Source organism: Phycicoccus sonneratiae, assembly GCF_016887965.1.
In the GTDB taxonomy this organism is placed as follows: domain Bacteria; phylum Actinomycetota; class Actinomycetes; order Actinomycetales; family Dermatophilaceae; genus Phycicoccus; species Phycicoccus sonneratiae.
Map to the genome: position 1 here is coordinate 39,644 of NZ_JAFDVD010000005.1, position 20,069 is coordinate 59,712.

Annotated in this window: 16 protein-coding genes and 1 tRNA gene; 8 read left to right on the forward strand and 9 right to left on the reverse strand. The window is 74.7% G+C overall.

The window, feature by feature from the left end; translation table 11 throughout:
* Positions 1-15 precede the first annotated feature (15 nt).
* The 3 genes from JQN70_RS03670 to JQN70_RS03680 all read left to right on the forward strand — a co-directional run bounded on the left by JQN70_RS03670 (position 16) and on the right by JQN70_RS03680 (position 1,426).
* A tRNA-Leu gene (locus JQN70_RS03670) sits at positions 16-98 on the forward strand.
* A 1-nt stretch (position 99) separates the two neighbouring features.
* Positions 100-693 carry an ANTAR domain-containing response regulator gene (locus JQN70_RS03675; protein ID WP_166120464.1) on the forward strand — a complete coding sequence of 198 codons (594 nt, stop codon included), beginning with the start codon at positions 100-102 and terminating at the stop codon, positions 691-693.
* A gap of 172 nt (positions 694-865) precedes the next feature.
* Positions 866-1,426, forward strand: coding sequence for a GNAT family N-acetyltransferase (locus JQN70_RS03680; RefSeq protein WP_204129971.1), 561 nt, complete (start codon positions 866-868; stop codon positions 1,424-1,426).
* A 404-nt stretch (positions 1,427-1,830) separates the two neighbouring features.
* Here the strand turns inward: JQN70_RS03680 and JQN70_RS03685 are convergent, their stop codons facing one another.
* The 3 genes from JQN70_RS03685 to JQN70_RS03695 form a co-directional block, all read right to left on the reverse strand.
* Complete coding sequence (locus JQN70_RS03685) at positions 1,831-3,147, reverse strand: DUF1501 domain-containing protein (RefSeq protein WP_204129972.1); 1,317 nt, start codon at positions 3,145-3,147, stop codon at positions 1,831-1,833.
* Positions 3,148-3,155: 8 nt separating this feature from the next.
* On the reverse strand, positions 3,156-4,874 hold the full coding sequence (locus JQN70_RS03690; protein WP_204129973.1) for a DUF1800 domain-containing protein: 1,719 nt from the start codon (positions 4,872-4,874) through the stop codon (positions 3,156-3,158).
* Positions 4,875-5,021: 147 nt separating this feature from the next.
* Positions 5,022-5,453 carry a hotdog fold thioesterase gene (locus JQN70_RS03695; protein ID WP_204129974.1) on the reverse strand — a complete coding sequence of 144 codons (432 nt, stop codon included), beginning with the start codon at positions 5,451-5,453 and terminating at the stop codon, positions 5,022-5,024.
* On the opposite strand from JQN70_RS03695, the gene polA reads away from it, so the two are divergent.
* The gene (gene polA / locus JQN70_RS03700) at positions 5,452-8,160 is read left to right on the forward strand and encodes a DNA polymerase I (RefSeq protein WP_204129975.1); all 2,709 of its coding nucleotides are present in this window, start codon (positions 5,452-5,454) and stop codon (positions 8,158-8,160) included. The genes JQN70_RS03695 and polA overlap by 2 nt on opposite strands.
* A gap of 24 nt (positions 8,161-8,184) precedes the next feature.
* Here the strand turns inward: polA and JQN70_RS03705 are convergent, their stop codons facing one another.
* Positions 8,185-9,504 carry a lipopolysaccharide biosynthesis protein gene (locus JQN70_RS03705; protein WP_204129976.1) on the reverse strand — a complete coding sequence of 440 codons (1,320 nt, stop codon included), beginning with the start codon at positions 9,502-9,504 and terminating at the stop codon, positions 8,185-8,187.
* A gap of 48 nt (positions 9,505-9,552) precedes the next feature.
* Positions 9,553-10,266: a class I SAM-dependent methyltransferase gene (locus JQN70_RS03710; RefSeq protein ID WP_204129977.1), complete on the reverse strand. Its 714-nt coding sequence runs from the start codon at positions 10,264-10,266 to the stop codon at positions 9,553-9,555.
* A 63-nt stretch (positions 10,267-10,329) separates the two neighbouring features.
* Between JQN70_RS03710 and JQN70_RS03715 the strand changes: the two genes are divergently transcribed.
* On the forward strand, positions 10,330-12,042 hold the full coding sequence (locus JQN70_RS03715) for an MmpA family trehalose lipid delivery protein (RefSeq protein WP_204129978.1): 1,713 nt from the start codon (positions 10,330-10,332) through the stop codon (positions 12,040-12,042).
* Between the two features lie 41 nt (positions 12,043-12,083).
* Positions 12,084-12,224 carry a hypothetical protein gene (locus tag JQN70_RS03720; RefSeq protein WP_204129979.1) on the forward strand — a complete coding sequence of 47 codons (141 nt, stop codon included), beginning with the start codon at positions 12,084-12,086 and terminating at the stop codon, positions 12,222-12,224.
* On the opposite strand, the gene JQN70_RS03725 is transcribed toward JQN70_RS03720, so the two are convergent.
* From JQN70_RS03725 to JQN70_RS03735, 3 genes are read right to left on the reverse strand one after another with little or no spacing between them, the layout of a single operon-like run.
* On the reverse strand, positions 12,202-13,350 hold the full coding sequence (locus JQN70_RS03725; protein WP_307835798.1) for a glycosyltransferase family 4 protein: 1,149 nt from the start codon (positions 13,348-13,350) through the stop codon (positions 12,202-12,204). The genes JQN70_RS03720 and JQN70_RS03725 overlap by 23 nt on opposite strands.
* Before the next feature lie 10 nt (positions 13,351-13,360).
* Entirely contained in the window at positions 13,361-15,403 is a 2,043-nt protein-coding gene (locus tag JQN70_RS03730; protein ID WP_204129980.1) for a hypothetical protein, read from the reverse strand.
* Positions 15,400-16,848 carry a bifunctional glycosyltransferase/class I SAM-dependent methyltransferase gene (locus JQN70_RS03735; protein ID WP_204129981.1) on the reverse strand — a complete coding sequence of 483 codons (1,449 nt, stop codon included), beginning with the start codon at positions 16,846-16,848 and terminating at the stop codon, positions 15,400-15,402. Before JQN70_RS03735 ends, JQN70_RS03730 begins: the two co-directional genes overlap by 4 nt.
* Before the next feature lie 128 nt (positions 16,849-16,976).
* Here JQN70_RS03735 and JQN70_RS03740 point away from each other — a divergent pair, with 128 nt between their 5' ends.
* Positions 16,977-17,822: a 2OG-Fe(II) oxygenase gene (locus tag JQN70_RS03740; RefSeq protein ID WP_204129982.1), complete on the forward strand. Its 846-nt coding sequence runs from the start codon at positions 16,977-16,979 to the stop codon at positions 17,820-17,822.
* Here JQN70_RS03740 and JQN70_RS03745 read toward each other — a convergent pair.
* Positions 17,761-19,011, reverse strand: coding sequence for an acyltransferase family protein (locus tag JQN70_RS03745; RefSeq protein WP_204129983.1), 1,251 nt, complete (start codon positions 19,009-19,011; stop codon positions 17,761-17,763). The two genes, JQN70_RS03740 and JQN70_RS03745, sit on opposite strands and share 62 nt — an antisense overlap.
* Positions 19,012-19,145: 134 nt before the next feature.
* On the opposite strand from JQN70_RS03745, the gene pgfA reads away from it, so the two are divergent.
* Positions 19,146-20,054 (forward strand): cell envelope lipid trafficking protein PgfA, encoded by a 909-nt coding sequence (gene pgfA / locus JQN70_RS03750; protein WP_307835818.1) that lies wholly within the window; start codon positions 19,146-19,148, stop codon positions 20,052-20,054.
* The last annotated feature ends 15 nt before the right edge of the window (positions 20,055-20,069 follow it).

Sequence of the window (20,069 nt, forward strand, 5' to 3'; positions counted from 1 at the left end):
ACTGACGACGCCCCGGCCGGGGTGGTGGAACGGCAGACACGGCGGACTCAAAATCCGCTGCCCGCGAGGGCGTGCGGGTTCGAGTCCCGCTCCCGGCACATGACCCAGAGTGCAGCCCCCACGAAGCGCGTCCTCGTCGCCGAGGACGAGGCCATCATCCGCCTCGACCTCTCGGAGATGCTCCGCGAGGCCGGCTACGACGTCGTCGGCCAGGCCGGTGACGGCGAGCAGGCCGTCGAGCTCACCCGCTCGCTGCGGCCGGACATCGTCATCATGGACGTCAAGATGCCGGTCATGGACGGTCTGTCGGCCGCCGAGGCCATCGGCGCCGAGCGGCTGGCGCCCGTCGTCATGCTCACCGCGTTCAGCCAGACCGAGCTCGTCGAGCGGGCGCGCGACGCCGGGGTCATGGCCTACGTCGTCAAGCCGTTCACCGCCAGCGACGTCACGCCGGCCCTCGACATCGCCCTCTCCCGCTGGAGCGAGCTCAAGGCGCTCGAGGAGGAGGTCGCCGACCTCGGCGAGCGGCTCGAGACCCGCAAGGCCGTCGACCGCGCCAAGGGCGTGCTCATGGCCAAGCTGAAGATCAGCGAGGCCGACGCCTTCCGGTGGATCCAGAAGACCGCCATGGACCGCCGGATGGGGATGCGCGAGGTCGCCGAGGCCGTCGTGGCGGGCATGGAGAAGGCCTGACCCTCGGGCTCGGTGTCGGCGGTGTTCCGGCGCCGGTGCGGGGTCCGTGGCCCCCGGCCTCGACGACGCACGACTTCCTGCGCCGACCCCCCTACCCAACGACGGTTCGAGGGGCATAGTGTCCGGTGTCGGTGCGGTCCGCGTCGCGGGCCCGGAGCAACGAGGAGGTCCGGTGGCCCGACGGCCCGTCGACGTGGCGCAGGTGGGGGAGGACCTCCACGCGGTCACCGCCTTGTGGCTCGAGGCCCGCGTCGACTCCGGCTCCAGCCCGGACGTCTGCGCCCGCACGATCGCCGACGGCCGGCTGTCGGCGGCGCTGCGCCGCCCGGGGGTCACCGCGTTCGTCGCGCACCTCGAGGGCGAGCCCGCCGGCTACGTCATCACCACCGACAACCCGTTCGGCATCAGCCCGACCCCCGAGGTGGCCATCGAGCAGCTCTGGGTGACGCCCGACGCCCGTCGGCACGGGGTCGCCAAGTCGCTCATCGCCGCCGTCCTCGGCTCGGCCGAGCGCTCGGGCTGTGAGCTCGTCGTCTCGAACGTGCCGACGACCAGCCGCGAGGCCAACCGGTTCTTCGCCCGGCTCGGGTTCGGGTCGGTCGTCACGCGGCGGGTCGTCCCCACCGGCACGCTGCGCCGCAAGATCGCCCCGGAGACCGCCGAGACCGGCCTCGAGCTGACCCGTCGGCGCCGCAGCCTCCGCCAGCGCGCCTTCCCCGCCCGCTCGGCCTGACGCCCGAGGCGCCTGCTGGGTCGAGGTGATGGTGGAGCGGATGCGGGTCTTGTTTCACCTCGACCGCGGGTGGCACGGGTTGGGTCGAGGTATCCGGCCACCGTCAGGTGACGGCGGGATACCTCGAACCGCTGTCGGACCCCCGCTCGTTCGAGGTGATGTGCGACCGGATGCGGGTCGGGTTTCACCTCGACCGCGGGTGGCACGTGTTGGGTCGAGGTATCCGGCCACCGTCAGGTGACGGCGGGATACCTCGAACCGGTGTCGGACCCCCGCTCGTTCGAGGTGATGGGCGACCGGATGCGGGTCGGGTTTCACCTCGACCGCGGGTGGCGCCTGCTGGGTCGAGGTGATGTCCGACCGGATGCGGGTCGGGTTTCACCTCGACCGCGGGTGGCGCCTGCTCAGGTGCGGGCGCGGGCCAGGCCGAGGCGGGCCGACGGGACCCCGGGCAGCACGGTCGAGGCGGTGAGCCCGCAGCGCTTCTCGAGCAGCTCGGCGAGCACCGAGCGGTAGTCGGTCGTCGCCCGGAGGTCCCCGGCCTGCAGCTGGTCGGCCGCGAGCCCCGGCCAGGTGCCGTACACCTGCCCACCGACGACCCCGCCGCCGAGGACGAACGAGAAGTTCCCGTAGCCGTGGTCGACGCCGCCGGAGCCGTTCTCGGTGACCCGGCGCCCGAACTCGGAGAGGGTCACGAGGGTCACCCGGTCCGCCGCGGCGCCGAGGTCGGTCATGAACGCCGCGAGCGCCCGGCCGACCTCGGTCAGCTGGCGGAACATCCAGCCGTTGTCGCTGCGGCCGAGGTCGGTGTGCATGTCCCAGTTGCCGGAGTCGATGGTGACCGCCCGCAGGCCGACCCCGGCCTTGACGAGGCGGGCGGTGTCGCGCAGGGCGTCACCGAGGGCACCCGAGGGGTAGGAGGCCCCGCCCGACGGCGTGTACCCGGCCGAGCGCAGCGCGCCGGCGGTGGAGAGGGCGTCGAGGGTGACCGTGGCCGGGGCCCCGATCGGTTCGGGCGCCCCGGCGTGCAGGGCGCGCAGCGCCGTGGTCCAGCGGGTCGACTCCGTGGCGTCCCAGGCCGCGTTGAGGCTGAACGAGTCGACCGAGCGCATCGCGAGCTCCGGCGTCGGCCCGAGCATCGCCCGCGGCGCGCTCGTCGCCCCGACGGCGCTCGAGGCGAAGGGTCCGGGGGTGGTCGTCGCGCCGACCATCCGGTCGAGCCACCCGGTGCGCAGCGACGACCCGGGTGCGGCACGCTCCATCTCGTCGAGGTCCGTGAAGTGCGAGCGGGTGGGGTTCGGCTGCCCGACGGCGTGGACGACCGCGAGCTTCCCGCCGGTGTAGAGGGGGAGCAGCGGTGCCAGGGCCGGGTGCAGGGCGAACCGGCTCGTCAGCTGCAGGCCCCGGGCCTGCGGGACGGCGATCGACGGCCGCGCCGTGTAGTACTCGGGGTCGCCGACGGGCGCGACGACCGAGAGACCGTCGATGCCGCCACGGAAGGACAGGACGACGAGGGTGTCGCCGGTGTACCCGCTGTCGGCGAAGGTGAGGCGGGTCAGCGCCTCGGCGGGGGAGGCCATCGCCACCGTGGCGCCGGCCGCACCGAGCGTGGCGGCCCCGGCGAGCACGCCCCGTCGGGTCGGGCCGGAGACGGCGACGCCCTCGGGGCAGCCGCAGGCGCCCATCGTGGGAGAGGGGGTCGAGCGGGTCGGCAGGGTCATCGTCGTCCTCAGCGGGTCGCGAACTCGGGGGTGTCGAGGAGCAGCGCCACGACGTAGGGCAGGCGCCACCCGACGGCGGCGTCGGTGCTGCGCAGCGGCGAGGCGGCGGTCTTGTCGAGGAAGGCGCACACGGCGTCGCGCTTGGCCGCGGGCAGCGGACCCTGGAGCAGCCGGAGGGCGAGCGCGTCGACGAGCGCGCCGTGCGTCGAGGGCAGCGTCGCCGGGAGGAGCGAGCGCAGCGGGGGGTAGGTGACGTCGGTCTGGGTCGCGTCGGACGCCGTCCAGCCCTGGCCCATCGCCCAGTTCCACGCCGTGAGCGTGGCGTTCGCACCCGCCCACGCGGCGGCGACGTCCGGGTAGCCGTTCGGGGCGGGCCAGCCGAGGGGCGCCTGCCCCGCGACGCGCGCGTTCCAGGCGAGGCCACCGAGCCAGTTCCGGGTGTTCTTCCCGGGAGCGACACCGAGGACGCGCGAGGTCGAGACCATCCGCTCCAGCGGGCGCTTGACCTTCTGGTTCGCCGAGGCCGCGAACTCCGGGGAGGCGAACAGGGCCCGCAGGACCGGCGCGAGCGCCGTGTCGTTCTGGGTGTAGACGGCCGCGAGGGCCGTGACGAGGGAGTCCGGCGGGGTGTCGGAGACGAAGCGCACCGCGAGCTTGGTGGCGATGCGCCGGGCCGTCTTCGGGTGCCGCGCGAGGTGGGTCAGGTAGGAGACGGCGACCGTCTCACCGTCCGCGCTCGTGTTGGCGTGGCTCCAGCCGAGCAGGCTCAGCGCGCCGGTGTGGTGGCGGATCCGGCGGTAGAAGTACTCCCCGGACTCGTCGTCGGTCGACAGGCCGGTGAGGGCCAGCGCGGAGCGCCGGATGTCGGACTCGGCGTAGCCGCCGTCGACGCCGACCGTGTGCAGCTCGAGGACCTCGCGGCCGAAGTTCTCGTTCGGCGAGCGCTTCGTCGAGGACTCGTTGTCGAGCTGGGCGAGCATCGCGGGGTGCTTGGCGGCCGCGACGAGCATGTCGGCGTAGCGGCCGAGGGCGTGCTTGCGGACGACGTCGACGTGGAAGCGGTGGACGCTGTCCCAGGTCTCGCCCCACGGCGCGGTGACGACGAGGTGGTTGGTCCAGAACTCGACCATCACCTCGAGCAGCTGCCGCTTCGACCACAGCGCGCGGGCCAGGACCGACTGGATGACCTCGTCGCCGAGGTCGCCGGTGCTGTTCGGCCAGTAGCGGTCGTGCACCTCCCACGTCGCGAGCGGCAGGAGCGGGAAGAGGCTCGTGACGAGGGCGTCGCACGTGGCGTCCGGCACGAGGCGCAGGGGGTCGAGCTGGTCGTCGACCCAGCCGGCCGCCCCACGGGCGCGGATCTCGTCGACGAGCTGGGGGGTCGCGCCGAAGGAGGCCCGGCGGGCGAGGTGCAGCGCGGTGGCGTCGGTCGTCGTGCCGGTGGCGACGCGGCCCACCGGGCGCCGGACCGAGACGATCGGGGTGGCCGTGAGGCGGAGCGCGGCGCGGGGACGGTAGGCGGCGTCGACGGCCCGGTCGCCCGGGACGGCGGCCGGCACCGCGGTCGGGGGCACGGCTCGCGGACGCTCGGCGGCCGGGAGCCGGGTGGCCCGCGCCGTGCGGCGGGCCGCGTCCTTCGCGCGCCCCGAGGGGTCGGACGCGACGGCGCGCGCGACGCCGGAGAGCAGGGCGGCGGCGGTCGAGCGGCGGGGCAGGGTGGGGCTCACGGGTCGATCGTCGCGGCGGCGGACGCCGGCGTCCTCGGCCGTTCGGTCGGGCCGGAGGGGGCCGAGCGGCCCGGATGCACGGTTCTTGACCTGCGGCTTACCCCGGGGTTGCCGGGTCTTGACCGGTGCCCGACCCGGCGCTGACGCTCAGGCGCCGGGCGCCGCGTCGCGGACCAGGCAGGTGATGCGCGAGGTGCAGATCCGCCGGCCCTCCTCGTCGGTGACGACGACCTCGTAGCAGGCGAGCGTCCGCCCGAGGCTGAGCGGCCTGGCCGTGCCCGTGACGAGGCCCGAGCGGGCCGCCCGGTGGTGCGTCGCGTTGATGTCGAGCCCGACGACGGCCTTGCCCTCGCCGGCGTGCAGGGCGGCGCCGATCGACCCGAGCGTCTCGGCGAGCACCACCGACGCGCCGCCGTGGAGCAGCCCGTACGGCTGGGTGTTGCCGGCGACGGGCATCGTCGCGACGAGCCGCTCGGGGGTGGCCTCGACCACCTCGATGCCCATCCGCTCCATGAGCGAGTCGGGGTTCATCGCGCGCATCCGCTGCACGCCGGCCATGAGGTCCGAGCTGTCGGTCATGGTCGTTAGGCTGCCACGCGTGAAGCTCCTCCTCCTCGACGGACACTCCCTCGCCTACCGGGCGTTCTTCGCCCTCCCCGTCGAGAACTTCTCGACGAGCACGGGGCAGAACACCAACGCCGTCTACGGCTTCACCTCGATGCTCATCAACGTCCTGCGCGACGAGGCGCCCACGCACGTGTGCGTCGCCTTCGACGTCTCCCGCCAGACCTTCCGGCTCGAGGAGTACAGCGAGTACAAGGCCGGGCGCTCCAAGACGCCCACCGAGTTCTCCGGCCAGCTCCCGCTGCTGCGCGAGGTCCTCGACGCCCTGCGCATCCGGCACGTCGGGGTCGAGGGCTTCGAGGCCGACGACGTCATCGCCACCCTCACCCGGCAGGCCACCGAGGCGGGGGCCGAGGTCGTCGTGTGCACCGGCGACCGCGACGCGTTCCAGCTCGTCACCGAGAAGGTCACCCTGCTCTACCCGGTGCGCGGGGTCTCCGAGGTCTGGCGGATGGACCCCGCCGCCGTCGAGGAGAAGTACCTCGTCCCCCCGAACCGGTACAGCGACCTCGCCGCGCTCGTCGGCGAGTCCAGCGACAACCTGCCCGGCGTCCCGGGCGTCGGGCCGAAGACGGCCGCCAAGTGGCTCGGCCAGTACGGCGACCTCACCGGCGTCGTCGCCCACGCCGACGAGATCAAGGGCAAGGCCGGCGAGAACCTGCGCGAGCACCTCGACGGCGTCCTGCGCAACCGCAGGCTCAACCGGCTCGTCGACGACCTCGAGCTGCCGCTCGCCGTCCCCGACCTCGAGCGCCAGTCCTGGGACCGCGAGGAGGTCCACCGGGTCTTCGACGGCCTCGAGTTCCGCGTGCTGCGCGACCGGCTCTTCCAGACCTTCGACGTCGAGTCCGACGAGGTCGAGGGCGGCTTCGAGCTCGACGGCGAGGTCTTCACCGCCGACGACCTCACGGTGCGCTTCGGCGACGGTGGGGTGGGCCGCACGGTGCCGCACGGCGTCGTCGTGTCCGGCCACTACCGGGCCGGCGAGGGTGACGCCGAGGCGCTCGCGCTCGCGGGGGAGGACGGCGCCACCGCGTCCCTCGACCTCACCGCCCTCACCGCCGAGCAGGAGCAGGTCCTGGCCGGCTGGCTCGCCGACCCCGACGCCCCGAAGGTCCTCCACGACGTCAAGCCCCAGCTGCAGGCCCTCCGGGCGCGCGGCCTGGCGCTGAACGGCGTCACCAGCGACACCGCCCTCGCCGCGTACCTCGTCCGCCCCGACCAGCGCTCCTACGACCTCGAGGACCTCGTCGTGCGCCACCTCGGCCGCGAGCTGACCGCCGAGGGCGACTCCACGAGCGACCAGGGCGCACAGGGCACGCTGTCCTTCGAGACCGACGACGACACCGCCGAGCGCGACGCGATGGTCCGCGCCCGGGCCGTCCTCGAGCTGTCGGCCGTGCTCGCCGAGAAGGTCGAGGAGACCGGCGGCACCGAGCTGCTCGCCGACCTCGAGCTGCCGCTCGTCGACATCCTCGCCGAGATGGAGCGCACCGGCATCGCCGTCGACGAGGACGCGCTCACCGCCCTCGAGGCCGACTTCGCCGGCAAGATGCGCCAGGCCCAGCAGGACGCCTACGACGCCATCGGCCGCGAGGACGTCAACCTCGGCAGCCCGAAGCAGCTCCAGGAGGTGCTCTTCGACCAGCTCGGCATGCCGAAGACCAAGCGGACCAAGACCGGGTACACCACCGACGCCGACGCCCTCGCCGACCTCTTCACCAAGACCGAGCACCCGTTCCTCGAGGCGCTGCTGCGCCACCGCGACACGAGCCGGCTGCGGGTCACCGTCGAGGGGCTCATCAAGTCGGTCGCCCCGGACCGCCGCATCCACACGACCTATCTGCAGACCATCGCGGCCACGGGCCGGCTGTCCTCCACGGACCCGAACCTCCAGAACGTGCCGATCCGCACCGAGGAGGGCCGTCGCATCCGCGAGGTGTTCGTCGTCGGCGAGGGCTTCGAGTCGCTGATGTCGGCCGACTACAGCCAGATCGAGATGCGGATCATGGCCCACCTCTCCGGCGACGAGGGGCTCATCGAGGCCTTCCGCACCGGCGAGGACCTCCACCGCTTCGTCGGGGCGCGGGTCTTCGGCGTCGAGCCCTCCGACGTCACCCTCGAGATGCGCAGCAAGGTCAAGGCGATGAGCTACGGCCTCGCCTACGGCCTCTCGGCGTTCGGCCTCTCCAAGCAGCTGACCATCTCGACCGGCGAGGCGCAGGGCCTCATGGACGAGTACTTCGCCCGCTTCGGCGGCGTCCGCGACTACCTGCGCGAGGTCGTCGTCGAGGCCCGGGCCACCGGGTACACCGCGACGATGCTCGGCCGGCGCCGCTACCTCCCGGACCTGCTCAGCGACAACCGCCAGCGCCGCGAGGGTGCCGAGCGGATGGCCCTCAACGCCCCGATCCAGGGCTCGGCGGCCGACATCATCAAGCTCGCCATGAAGGGCGTCGACGCAGCCCTCACGGCCGAGGGCGCGAAGAGCCGGATGCTCCTCCAGGTCCACGACGAGCTCGTGCTCGAGGTCGCGCCGGGCGAGCGCGAGGACGTCGAGGCGCTGGTCCGCCGCGAGATGGGCTCGGCCCTCGACCTCGGCGACGTCCCGCTCGACGTCAGCGTCGGGGTGGGCCGGTCCTGGCACGACGCCGCGCACTGACGCGGCCGGCCCCGGGCGCCGTGGTCAGCGCACCGCGGGCTGCTCGGGGGAGGTGGGGTCCTCGGCGAGCGGGGGGTCCACCGGCTCGAGCCCGTCGGCCTCCTCCGGGCTGGTCCGCAGGAGCAGGTAGGCGCCGAGCCCGACGAGCAGCACGAGGTCGACCCCGAGCTTGACGAGCAGCAGGCCGTGGGCGTCGTCGACGGCCGCCGCGAGGCCGGCCGTGGCGGCCAGCGCCACCCACAGCAGCACGACCGCGCGCGGGTGCTGCCGGGCGAGCGCGCCGTAGACGAGCAGCTGGACCATTGCCAGCACCGTGCCGAGGGCGGCGAAGAGCCACAGGTCGTCGCGCACCGGGGCGTACGCGGCGCCGCCGACGAACTCGAGGGCCAGCCCGCGCAGGAGCAGGACCCCGCCGACGGCGACGACGCCGAGCCCGAGGATCGCCGAGAGGCCGACGGCGTGCGTGCGCCGCAGGTCGTGGCCGCGGGCCATCCGCGGGAAGAGCACGACGACGACGAACTGGGGGAGGAAGAGCATCGCCTTGGTGAGGACCAGCCCGGCGGCGTAGTGGCCGGCCTCCTCACCGGGCAGCACGACCCGGGCGACGAGGACGTCGGCGTTGGAGACGGCGAAGAACGCGAGCAGGGCCGAGGCGCTGTGCACCACCTCGCGGGCGACGCCGCCGCGCTCCCAGTCCCGCCAGGTGCTCTCCGGGGTGGCTCCGACCGGGGCCCGGGTGTCCCAGCGGCCGGACCGGCGCAGGGCGAGCCCGCCGACGAGCACGGGCGCGGCCGCCGCGACGGCGACGCCCACGAGGGCGGCCGCCGCGGACCGGTCGACGAGCAGCGCGATCCCGCCGAGCGCGAGCCGGGCGGTGCCCATCGTCACGTAGAGCAGGGCGAGCGGCCCCCACCGCTGCTCGCCCTGGAGGATGCCGGCCTGGCCGCCCATGACCGTGAGCAGGCCGGCCGCGACGGCGAGGCAGAGCGCCCCGACGAGGCTGTCGAGCCGGAGACCGCGCTGGACGAGGGGGGCGAGGACGAGCCCGAGGACGGTGACGGCGACCGCGCCCCGCACCGTCGCGGCGAGCACGGTGCGGGCGATCGCCGACGGGTCGCCGGTGGCCGTCGAGACCCGCCGGGCGCCGGTGGCCTGGAGGGCGAGGGAGAGGACGTTGAGGACGATGAGCGCGCCGAGCACCGAGGAGAACTGGCCGAACTCGTCGGGGCCGAGGAGCCGGGCGCAGGCGAGGGTCAGGCCGTAGGTCGTGAGGTTCATGACGCCGATGGCGGCGGCCATCGTCGCGCCCCCCACGACGCCCGCCCGACGGTCCCTGCTGGCCACCGGCGAAAGTTACCACCCGGTACCCGGCGAGGCCCCGCGGTCGAGGCCTCAGTACGGGTCGTCGCGCCCGTGGTGGCCGAGGAGGGCCGCGACCCGGCGCAGGCGCAGCCGGAGCAGCACCTTGACGACGACGTTGCGTCCCCACCAGGGCAGCTCGCGGAGCATCGCGGCGCGGTCCCCGGTGGTCGGGCGCGCCACGACGAAGCGGGCCATCGACCCGACCCGCCCGCGGTAGGCCAGCCGGTCGCCGGGCAGCACGTGGCGCAGCAGGGCGAGGGTGACGCCGATCGAGGAGAAGGCGTCGTGGACGAGGACGGTGCCGCCGGCGACGACGTGGTCCGCCCAGTGCAGGTCGTCCGAGACCGTCCAGTAGTCGTGCTTGCCGTCGACGTGGAGGACGTCGAGCGGGCGGTCCCAGCCCCGTCTCGCCTGCGCCGACGGCACCGGCAGGACCGTGACCCGGTCGGCCACCCCGAGCGCCTCGAGGGTGGCCTCCAGCCCGAGGCGCACCGAGGGTCCGGGGTAGCGGCGGGTCGTGACGAACGGGTCGACGGCCGTGACGTCCACGTCCGGCCGGGCGGCGGCGAGGGCGCAGGTCGAGCGGCCCCGGTGCGAGCCGATCTCGAGGACGCGGGCCGGTCCGGGGTCCACCGCACGTACCGCGTCCCAGAGCAGCTGGGCCTGGTCGCGGGTCAGCCAGCCGCCGACGGCGTCGACGGCCGGCCACACCTCGGCGAAGGCCGGGCCGCGCTCCGGAGGCACGCTCGACCTCCCGGCGGGTGTTCTAGGGTGTGCTGCGGACCGGGCCAGCATAGGGAGGTCGCGATGGTGGCCCCGACGGGGACCGGTGGGCGATGGCGCCGTCCCGACCTCCTGCTCGACCTCTGGGTGCTGCTCCCCGCGGCGGTGCTCGCGTGGCCCCTGCTCACCCGCTCCGGGTACCCCGTCGCGCGCGACCTCCTGTTCACCCCGGCCCTGCCGCTGCGGCCCGAGGCCCTCGGCGTCGGCACGGGGACGCCGCGGGCGGCGCCGCTCGACGCCGTCGTCGCCGTCCTCTCGCTCGGGGTCGACGGCGCCGTCCTCGGGCGGGTCGCCGTCCTCGCGCCCTTGCTGCTCGCCGGGTGGGGCGCGCACCGGCTCGCCCGTCCGCTCGGACTGCCGGCGCGGGCCCTCGTCGCGGCGTTCGCCGTGTGGAACCCGTTCGTCGTCGAGCGGCTCGGGCTCGGCCAGTGGGCCCTCGTCCTCGGCTACGCCGTCCTCTGGTGGGTCGCCCTCGCCCTGCGCCCCGGCCACGACCGTCCCCTCGCGCGGCTCGCCCCCTGGCTGGCCCTCGGGGCGCTGACCCCGACGTCCGCGGTGCTCGTCGGGGGGACCGCGCTCGTGCTCGGGGCCGCCCCGCGCGGCACGCCCGGGCGGCGCCGGGCCGGGCTGCTCGGGCTCGTCGCCGCGGTCCAGCTGCCGTGGCTCCTGCCCGCCCTCCTCGGCGGCGCCGGCGGCACGTCCGACCCCGCGGGCGTGGCGGCCTTCGCGGCCCGTGCGGAGCTGCCGGGGCCGGCCGTGCTGAGCCTCCTCGGGCTCGGCGGCATCTGGGACCGGTTGAGCGTCCCGGGCACCCGCGCCGGCGGGCTGGGGGCGGTCACCGTCGTGCTCGTCGTGGCCGGCCTCGTCGCCGTCGTCCGCCGCCCGGCGCTCGCGCCCCGGCCGCTCCTCGGCCTCGGGCTCGCGGGCCTGCTCCTCGCAGCGGTCACCACCGTCCCGTGGGGCGCCGACCTCGTCGCGGCCGGCACCGACGTCGTCCCCGGCCTCGGCCTGCTCCGCGACGGTCAGAAGTGGCTCGCGCCGTTCGTCGTCGTCGCGGTCCTCGGGGTCGGGGCGCTCGCCGACGCCGGCGTCACCGCGGCCCGACGGCAGGCGCCGGCGCTGGCGCCCACGGCCGTCGGCGCCTGCCTCCTCGTCCCGTTCGTGCTGCTGCCCGACGCGACGGTCGTCGTCCACCGGGTCCTGACCCCCGTGACCTGGCCGGCGGACTTCGCCGCCGTGGCGCGGGCCGTCGACGGGTCGGACGGCGTGCTCGCCTCGGCGCCGTGGCGGCTCTACCGCCGCTACCCGTGGGCCGGTGCCTACGGCACCTACGACCCGGCCTCCCGCTGGTTCGACGTGCAGGTCGTGACCACCGACGCCCTCGCGGTGGGGGACCGGACGGTCCGTGGGGAGGACCGCCTCGCCGCGCGCGTGGGCTCGGTGCTCGCCGAGCCCGGTGCCGGTACCGCGGCCGGGCTCGCGGCGGCCGGGGTGCGGTGGGTCCTCGTCACCCGCACCGACGCCGACGCGTCGCCCCTGCTCGCCGCGCTCGAGGCCGCACCGTCCGCGCGGCGGGTGCACGACGGCCCCGACCTCGTCCTCGTCGAGCTCGCGGACCCCGCCCCGGTCCCACGGACCGCCGGGTGGCGGGTGGGCGTCGTCGCCGGCACCGACCTCGCGGTGCTCGCCCTCCTGCTCGTCGTGTCGCTCTCGCGAGTGCGCCGTCGGCGTCCCTGAGTTCTGTTACTGTGGCGTAGTTTCTCGACAGGAAGGTCGTGATGATCGCCAACGTGGTCGCCCCCGGCATCGCCGGCATCGTGCTCGCGCTCGCCGCGATCTTCGGGCTCGTCTCCTCGCAGACCGCCGCCCCCGCCGAGAACCCGGCGTCCAAGCCGATCATCGTCTACGGCCAGGGCTGACCCTCAGCGGTCGCGCGCGCCCGCGCCGGGCCACCTCGAGGAGCACGTCCTCGAACTCCCGGGCCGTCCGGCCCCAGTCCAGTTCAGCCACGCGCTCACGCGCGGCCTCGCCCGCGGCGTCGACGTCGAGCCGCCCCGCGAGGACCTCGCCGAGCGTGCGGGTCAGCTCCTCGGGACCGTCGACCAGCCATCCGGTCACCCCGTCGACCACCGACTCGGTGAGCCCCCCGCTGACGCGGTACCCGATCGCCGGCGTGCCCTGGGCGGCCGCCTCCGTCACGGCGATGCCCCAGCCCTCGCGCACCGACGGCAGGGCCAGCACCCGCGCCCGGGCGAGGAGCCGGTCACGCTCGTCGGCCTCGACCCAGCCGTGGAAGGTCACGAGGTCCTCGACCCCGAGCGAGCGGGCGTGCTCGAGCAGCTGGGGTCCCCACCAGCCGCGCCCGACGACGTCGACCCGGACGTCCGGGTGCTCGGCGCGGAGCGCGGCGACGGCGTCGAGGACGTGCTCGACCTGCTTGTGCGGGACGAGGCGCGAGAGCACGACGACCCGCGGCTCCGGCGCCCGGTGGGCGGCGCGCGCCCGGGCCGCGAGGCCGTTGCGCACGACGTCGACCCGCTCCGGGCGGCGGCCCAGCGCGACGAGGTCGTCCCGCGAGGTGCCGGACACCGTCACGTGGCGCACCCCGCGGTAGAGCCACGGCGTGACGACGGACTCGACCCACCAGCCGAACCGTCCCCGCCACCCGGGGTAGATCATCCGCCACTGCTCGCGGTGCACGTGGTGGACGAGCGCGACGACGCCGCGCCGGCGCACGAGTGGTGTGCCGAAGGGCAACCCGTTGATGACGTCGACGACGACGTCGGTGCGCCGGCCGTGCAGCGCGACCCACCACAGGCCGTGGAGGTAGACGGTGAGCCGGCCCCCCGAGCGCCGGTGCCGGACCCCCTCGAGCACCTCGCGCCGCGGCAGCCCGGGCGGGCGCGCGGTGATGACGGTGACCTCGTGCCCGGCGCGCACGAGCCCGCGGGCCACCTCCTCGACGTAGACCTCGCTCCCGCCCGCCTCGGGGTGGCGCGGGTCGCGCCACGAGAGGACGGCGACCCGCAGCGGCGTCCGGCTCACCGCGACCCCCTCACCGCGACCCCGCCGCGTCGACGACCCGGGGGCACAGCGTGGTCGGGCGGCCGGGCACGCGGTCGAGGGTGACGCCCAGCCGCTCGGCCCGCGCGAAGGCGTCGTTGCGGACCTCGGTGCGTCCGGGCCGGATCACCCAGCGCTCGTCGATCCGCTGGGCCGGGAAGACCGCCACCCGGCCGCCGGGCGTCGTCGTCACCTCGGCGACCCCGACGTCCGCGAAGACGCCGATGCCGACGGTCGTCGAGCTCTCGGGGTAGACGCCGTACCAGGGACCGGCGGTCACGGTGTCGCCCTGCCGGACGACGACGCGCACCTGGTGGTCGGCGCGCGTCTGGAGGACGACCTCGCGGGTCCGCGAGCCGACGACGGTCGCGAGGACGACCTGCCCGGCCTCGACGCCGCGGTGCACGGTAGCCCGCAGCACGGTCGGGGAGGACTCGACGAGCACCCACGGCTCGTAGCGGTCGCCGGTCGCCAGGTAGAGGGCCGAGCAGCCGGGAGCGGCGGCGAGCGCGTCGGGGGCGGCGTCGTCCGGGAGGGCGCCGACGTCGCGCAGCACCGGCGGCGGTGTCGTGCCGAGGGCGCGGTCGACCCGGTGCTGGAGCGACAGCAGCTGGACGAGCCGGTCGCCCCGGCCGGTGACGGCGCTCGCGACGAGCCCGGTGGCGGTGTGCACGAGCACCGAGTACGCGGTGAGCAGGGCCAAGGCGGTCAGCACCGCGCCCGCGCGCCGGCGGGAGCCGCGCAGCAGCCGCGGGAGCAGGGCCCACGCCGTGACGGCCGACCCGACGACGAGCAGCGGGACGAACTCGCTCGTGTACCGGTTGGCGACGTACCCGTACATGAGGATCCCCGCCGGCACGACGGCCGCCCCGAGGACCGGTGGGGCGAGCAGCCGGAAGGAGCGCCGCCGGCGCAGCAGCACGAGCACCGGTACCGCCGCGAGCGCGAGGAGCGAGAGCAGCGGCGTCGTCGCCGTGACGCTCGCGGTCCGGTAGGTCTGGTCGAGGACCACGCCGTCGCGCTCCACCGGCGGGGCGTCGGGCAGCGACACCCACGGGAACCACGGCGTGGGGCGCAGGCCGGTGGGGGAGAGGTAGGCCTGCGTGGTCGTCGGGAGGAACTGCGGGCCGGTGATGTGACCACCGTTGGCGGACAACGCCTCCCGACGGTGGTCGTTGACCTGGGTCCAGACCTGGTCCTGGAGCGGGAAGAGGTACGGGTGCCCGAACTTCACCTCGTTGAGGGCCACCGACGCCGCGACGGGGAGCAGGCCCGCGGCGAGGAACCCGACGAGCAGCCGGCGCCCGTCGACCCGGCGTCGACCCTCGGAGAGCCACCACCAGCCACCGGCGAGGACCGCGGCGCCGCAGACCGCGAAGCCACCGGTCGTGCGGGTGAGGACGGCCGCGAGGGCGAACGCGCCGAGCCACCCGAGGCTGCGGCGGCTCGGTTCGAGCCCCGCCCGCACGAGCCAGTACAGGGCCCCGACGACGGTGGCCACCGACCACACGTACACCTCGTGGTAGACCCACGGCAGCGCGGCGACGAAGGTGATGACGGTGCCCCCGGTCATCGCCACGAGGAGCACGGCAGCGGCCGCGGCCTCGCGCCGGCTCGGCACGGTGCTGCCGCGCAGCACGGTCCGGACGAGCCAGAGCAGCCGGGCGGACATGACGGCGAGGACGAGCCAGCCGAGCGCCATCGACGCGACCGTCAGCCGCCCGTCGAACTCGTGCGTGACGAGCATGACCGGGATGCGCAGCAGTGCCGGGAACGGCGGGAAGTACATGAACGTGCGCCCGCCGAGGACGAACCCCTCGATGCCGAGCGAGCCCTCGGGCACGTCGAGGTGGCCGTCGAGCAGCGCGTTGGCCTGGATGTCGAAGAAGTTCGAGCCGTACCCGAGGCCGACGGCCGTGCGGGTCGGCGACCACGCGAGGTCGAGGAGGACGAGCAGGTAGACCAGGCCCCCGAGGAGGCACCCGGCGAGGGACGCGACGACGACCCGAGGATGCGGCGGTGCCGGCGGCCTCACGCCGGTTCGAGGCGGTAGAGCAGCTGGTAGCCGAAGAGGGTCGGCCAGCCGCGGACGGCGGCGCGGTCGGCGGCCCCGACGGCCCGGGCGAGGTCGACCCGGCGGCCGCCGGTGCGCCCGCGGTCGAGGACGTCGACCGGGACCCCGACGACGTCGCGCTCGGCGATGCGCAGGCCGCACTCGCGGACGAGCTTCTCGAAGCTGCGACGGGTGAAGAACCGGACGTGGCCGCGGTCGAGCGGGCCACGGCTGTCGTAGTCGAAGAGCCCGAGGGCGGTGCGACCACGCGGGTACCAGTGGCCGAAGTTCGGCACGGACACGAGCACCTCCCCACCCGGCGCGAGCCGCGCGGCGATGTCGCGCAGGAGCACCTCGGGCTGGGTGACGTGCTCGAGGACGTCGGCGGCGACGACGTGGTCGTAACCGGTGCCGACCTCGTCGGGCAGGCCGCGCTCGAGGTCGGCCTCGACGAAGTCGTCGAGACGGGCGCCGACACCGTCGTGCTTGACGACGTCGACCCCGACGACCCGGTGCCCCTCCGCGCGGGCGAGCGCACCGAACGCGCCGTCGGAGCAGCCGACGTCGAGCACCGAGCCGGGGGCCGACGCGGCGAGCCACGCGAGGATCCGGCCGTGGCTCGAGTGCGGCGACGGCTTGAGCTCGTAGGCCTCGGCGTCGACCGCACCCTGCGCGCCGAAGCCCATCCGGCGTGCCCGGTGGCGCACGACGTCGCGGGCCACGTCACGGGCGTAGGCCATCCCGTTGACGTAGCAGATCTCGTCGCCGTAGTACGTGGGGATCGGGACCTCGGCGACGTGCTTCCCGGCGTCGAGCAGGCCGAGGATGATCTCGGTGTCGAAGTCGAAGCCGTCGCTGTAGGTGTCGAGGGCGAGGTCGGCGAGGGCGTCGACGCGGTAGGCCCGGTACCCGCTGTGCCACTCGCTGAGCCCGGCGCCGGTCATCGCGTTCTGGAAGGTCGACAGGATGCGGTTACCGACGAACTTGTAGAGCGGCATGCCGCCCTTGAGGGCCTGCCCGCGCACCATCATCCGGGAGCCGAACACGGCGTCGGCGCGCCCCTCGGTGAGCGGGCGTACGAGGTCCTCGATGACCTCGGGCGCGTACTGGCCGTCGCCGTGGAGGAGGACGACGACGTCGAGCCCGTGGCCGATCGCCCAGCGGTACCCGGCCTTCTGGTTGCCCCCGTAGCCGAGGTTCTTCTCGTGCCGCACGACCGTCAGCGGCAGGTCGCTCGTGTCGCGGTAGGCCATCCCGATGGCGTACGTGTCGTCCTGGCTCGCGTCGTCGGCGAGCAGCACGTGGTCGACGGTGGCGCGGAAGCCGGCCGGCAGCCGGTCGAGGGTGTGCACGAGGGTGCTCGCGGCGTTGTACGCCACGACGAGCACGCCGACGCGCGGTGCCGGCGCGGCAGGGGTCTGGGTCATCGGGGGTCCGTCCGTCTCGGGCGCTGCGCCGCCCGGGTCGAGGCGGCGTCGCGACGTCGCTGGATTGTATGTGACCCGCCGGTAGGGATGTCGCAGGACCGGTCCGGGCGCCGTGCCACACTGGCGCCATGCCGAGCCAGCTCCTCGCGATGGACCGCCTCTCGGCGGGCCTCCCCGACGCCGCGGCGCAGTACGCGGCGGCCGTCCCGTTCCCGCACACCGTCCTCGACGACGTGCTGACCCCCGAGGCCTTCGCGGCCGCGGTCGAGGAGTTCCCCGGCACCGAGGACCCGTTCTGGCGAGGGTACCTGCACGTCAACGAGACGAAGTACTCCAACACCGCGCCCGACACCTGGGGCCCGACCCTCCGGGCGGTCGCCCGCGAGCTCTGCGCCCCCGAGTTCGTCGCCTACCTCGAGCGGCTCACCGGCATCGAGGACCTGCTGCCCGACTGGTCGATGGACGGCGGCGGCCTGCACCAGACGCTGCGCGGCGGCCACCTCAACATCCACGCCGACTTCACGACGCACCACGAGCGCGAGAACTGGGCCCGCCGGGTCAACATCCTCCTGTACCTCAACGAGGAGTGGCACCCGGAGTGGGGCGGCGAGCTCGAGCTGTGGGACCGGCAGATGACGGCCAGGCAGGGCACGGTGACGCCGAAGGGCAACCGGATGCTCGTCTTCACGACGTCGTTCGACAGCTTCCACGGGCACCCGGACCCGCTCACCTGCCCGCCGGGGGAGGCCCGCCGGTCGATGGCCCTCTACTACTTCACCGAGGAGGCGGAGGCGGTGCGCCGGTCGACCAACTACCGGGCCCGCCCCACCGACGGCGCGGGGCGCGGGGCGGCGATCTGGGCCGACCGCACCGCCCTCGACGTCTACGACCGGGCCAAGCGCCGGCTCGGGCTCAGGGACGAGACGGTGCAGGGTCTGCTGGGCCGGCTGCAGCGGCTGCGCCGGCGGGGCTGAGCGCGGCCTCGTCGGCCCGCGGCAGCGCCGCCTGCTCCTCGCGGTCGGCCGGCCGGGCGCGCAAGCGCCGCTCGAGGAAGGCCTCGACGGGCCGCTCGACCCAGCGGAGCGTCACGACGACCGCGACGGCGAGCACGACGAGCGCCAGGGCGGCCTTGGCCGGGGGTGGCCAGCCCGGCAGTCGGGCACCCACGGCGAAGAAGATCGGGTAGTGCCAGACGTAGATCGCCAGCGACCACCGCCCGAGGAGGACGGCCGGTCGCCACGAGAGGACCCGGGCCAGCCGGCCCTCGAGGGGGAGCCCGGGCGCGGCGACGAGGACCGCGACGACCGCGAGGTTCGCGGCGACGCCGCCCCAGCCGAGGTAGGACGCCGAGTTGCCGACCCAGAGGACGAGGACGGCGAAGGCGGCCAGCGACCAGCTGACGACCGTACCCGCGTGCCGGCGCACCGGCCCGAGCCACGGCCAGAGGACGGCCGCGAGGGCCCCCCAGAGCATCCCGTCCATCCGGGTCGTCGTCCGCAGGAGCGCCGTGGTCAGCGGCTCGACCCCCGCGACGTGCGCGCGCCACAGGGTGCAGGCGAGGAGCAGCCCGGCGAGGGTCGCCGCGAGCACGAGGCGGCGGTGCCGCAGGCCGCGGACGACGAGCACGAGGACGACCGCCACCTGCACGTAGACGGCGGTGTACCAGAGGTGGCCGAGGTCGGCGCGGGCCAGCAGGGCCTGGGTCTGGAGGTAGATGTTCCAGCCGAAGGTCGAGACCGACGCGACCGAGCGCTCGGTCTGGGTGCGCTCGAGGTCGGTCGGTGAGCTCGCGAGGGTCGTGAACCAGACGACGAGGAGGAGGGGGTAGGTCTGCGCGGCGACCCGGACGACGCGGGTGAGGACCGCGACGGCGGGCCGCGCGGCGGCGATCGTCCCGACCCGGCCGGCGTCGTCGTCGCGGGTGCCCTCGGAGCCGACGAGCGAGCGGACGAGGAGGAAGCCGGCGACGACGAGGAAGACCGTGACCGCGATGTTCCCGCTCTGGAGGACGTGCAGCAGCGGAGGGACGCCGGTGAGCGACTCGAGCGACCAGAGCGCCCACATGTGCGAGAGGACGACGAGGACGATGGCCGCCCCCCGCAGCCAGTCGAGGGCCACCGACCGGGTCGCGCGGGGCGCGGCGACGGTGCCGGGTGCGCTCATGCGGAGGGGCCTTCCGGGGGTGCGGCGGGGCGACCCGCCACGCGGGGGTCGCGGAGTGAGGTTACCCGCGGGTCACGTCCTGCTACATTCTGTCCGACATCGGACCCAACGGAGGGTAGGCAGTGCGCGGAATCGTGACGAAGCTCCTCGTCTTCCTCGGAGCATTCCTGGTGACGACCGCGATCCTGTCGCTCGTCTACGCATCCGGGCAGGTCAAGAAGACCCCGCTCGACACCGACTCGGTCACCCGCCTCAGCGGCGAGGCCCAGGTCGCGGGTCCCGACGGTCTCGAGAACACCCCGGTCAAGGCCGTGAGCATCACGCACGCCGACTCCGAGCTGAGCACCGGCGAGGTCATCCTCTTCCAGAACTCCAGCTGCCTCGTGCGCGACCCGAACGGCGACGCCCCCGACTGCGTCGCCGCCGACGACCCGTCCGGCACGCTGCTCTCCGCGAGCACCAGCACCTTCGCCACCGACCGCCGCACGGCGATGTCGGTGCCCGACTTCGAGAACCTCCCGGCCGACGCCGAGCGCGTCGAGGGCCTGGTCAACAAGTTCCCGTTCGACACCGAGCAGAAGACCTACCCGTTCTGGGACGGCCTCGTCGGCGGCACCGTCGACGCGGTCTACCAGGGCGAGGAGGACGTCGACGGCCTCGCCACGTACAAGTTCCTCGTGACGGTCAAGGACCAGCCCATCGAGATCGCCGACGGCGTCGCGGGCACGTACAACACCGAGAAGACGATGTGGATCGAGCCGCGCACCGGCGCGATCATGGACCAGCAGGAGCACCAGACCCGCATCCTCGACGACGGCTCGACCTTCCTCGACCTGAACTTCGGGTTCACCGAGGAGACGGTGGCGGCCAACATCGAGAGCGGCAAGAGCAACTCCTCCCAGCTGGCCCTGCTCACGCGCACCGTCCCGCTCGTCGGCGGCATCCTCGGCATCCTCGCCCTGCTCGGCGGGTTCGCCCTCTCGGCGACCGCCCGCCGTGGCCGGCACACCGACACCGAGGACCGCGCCCCGGCCCTCGTCTGAGCGTCGGCGGGACGC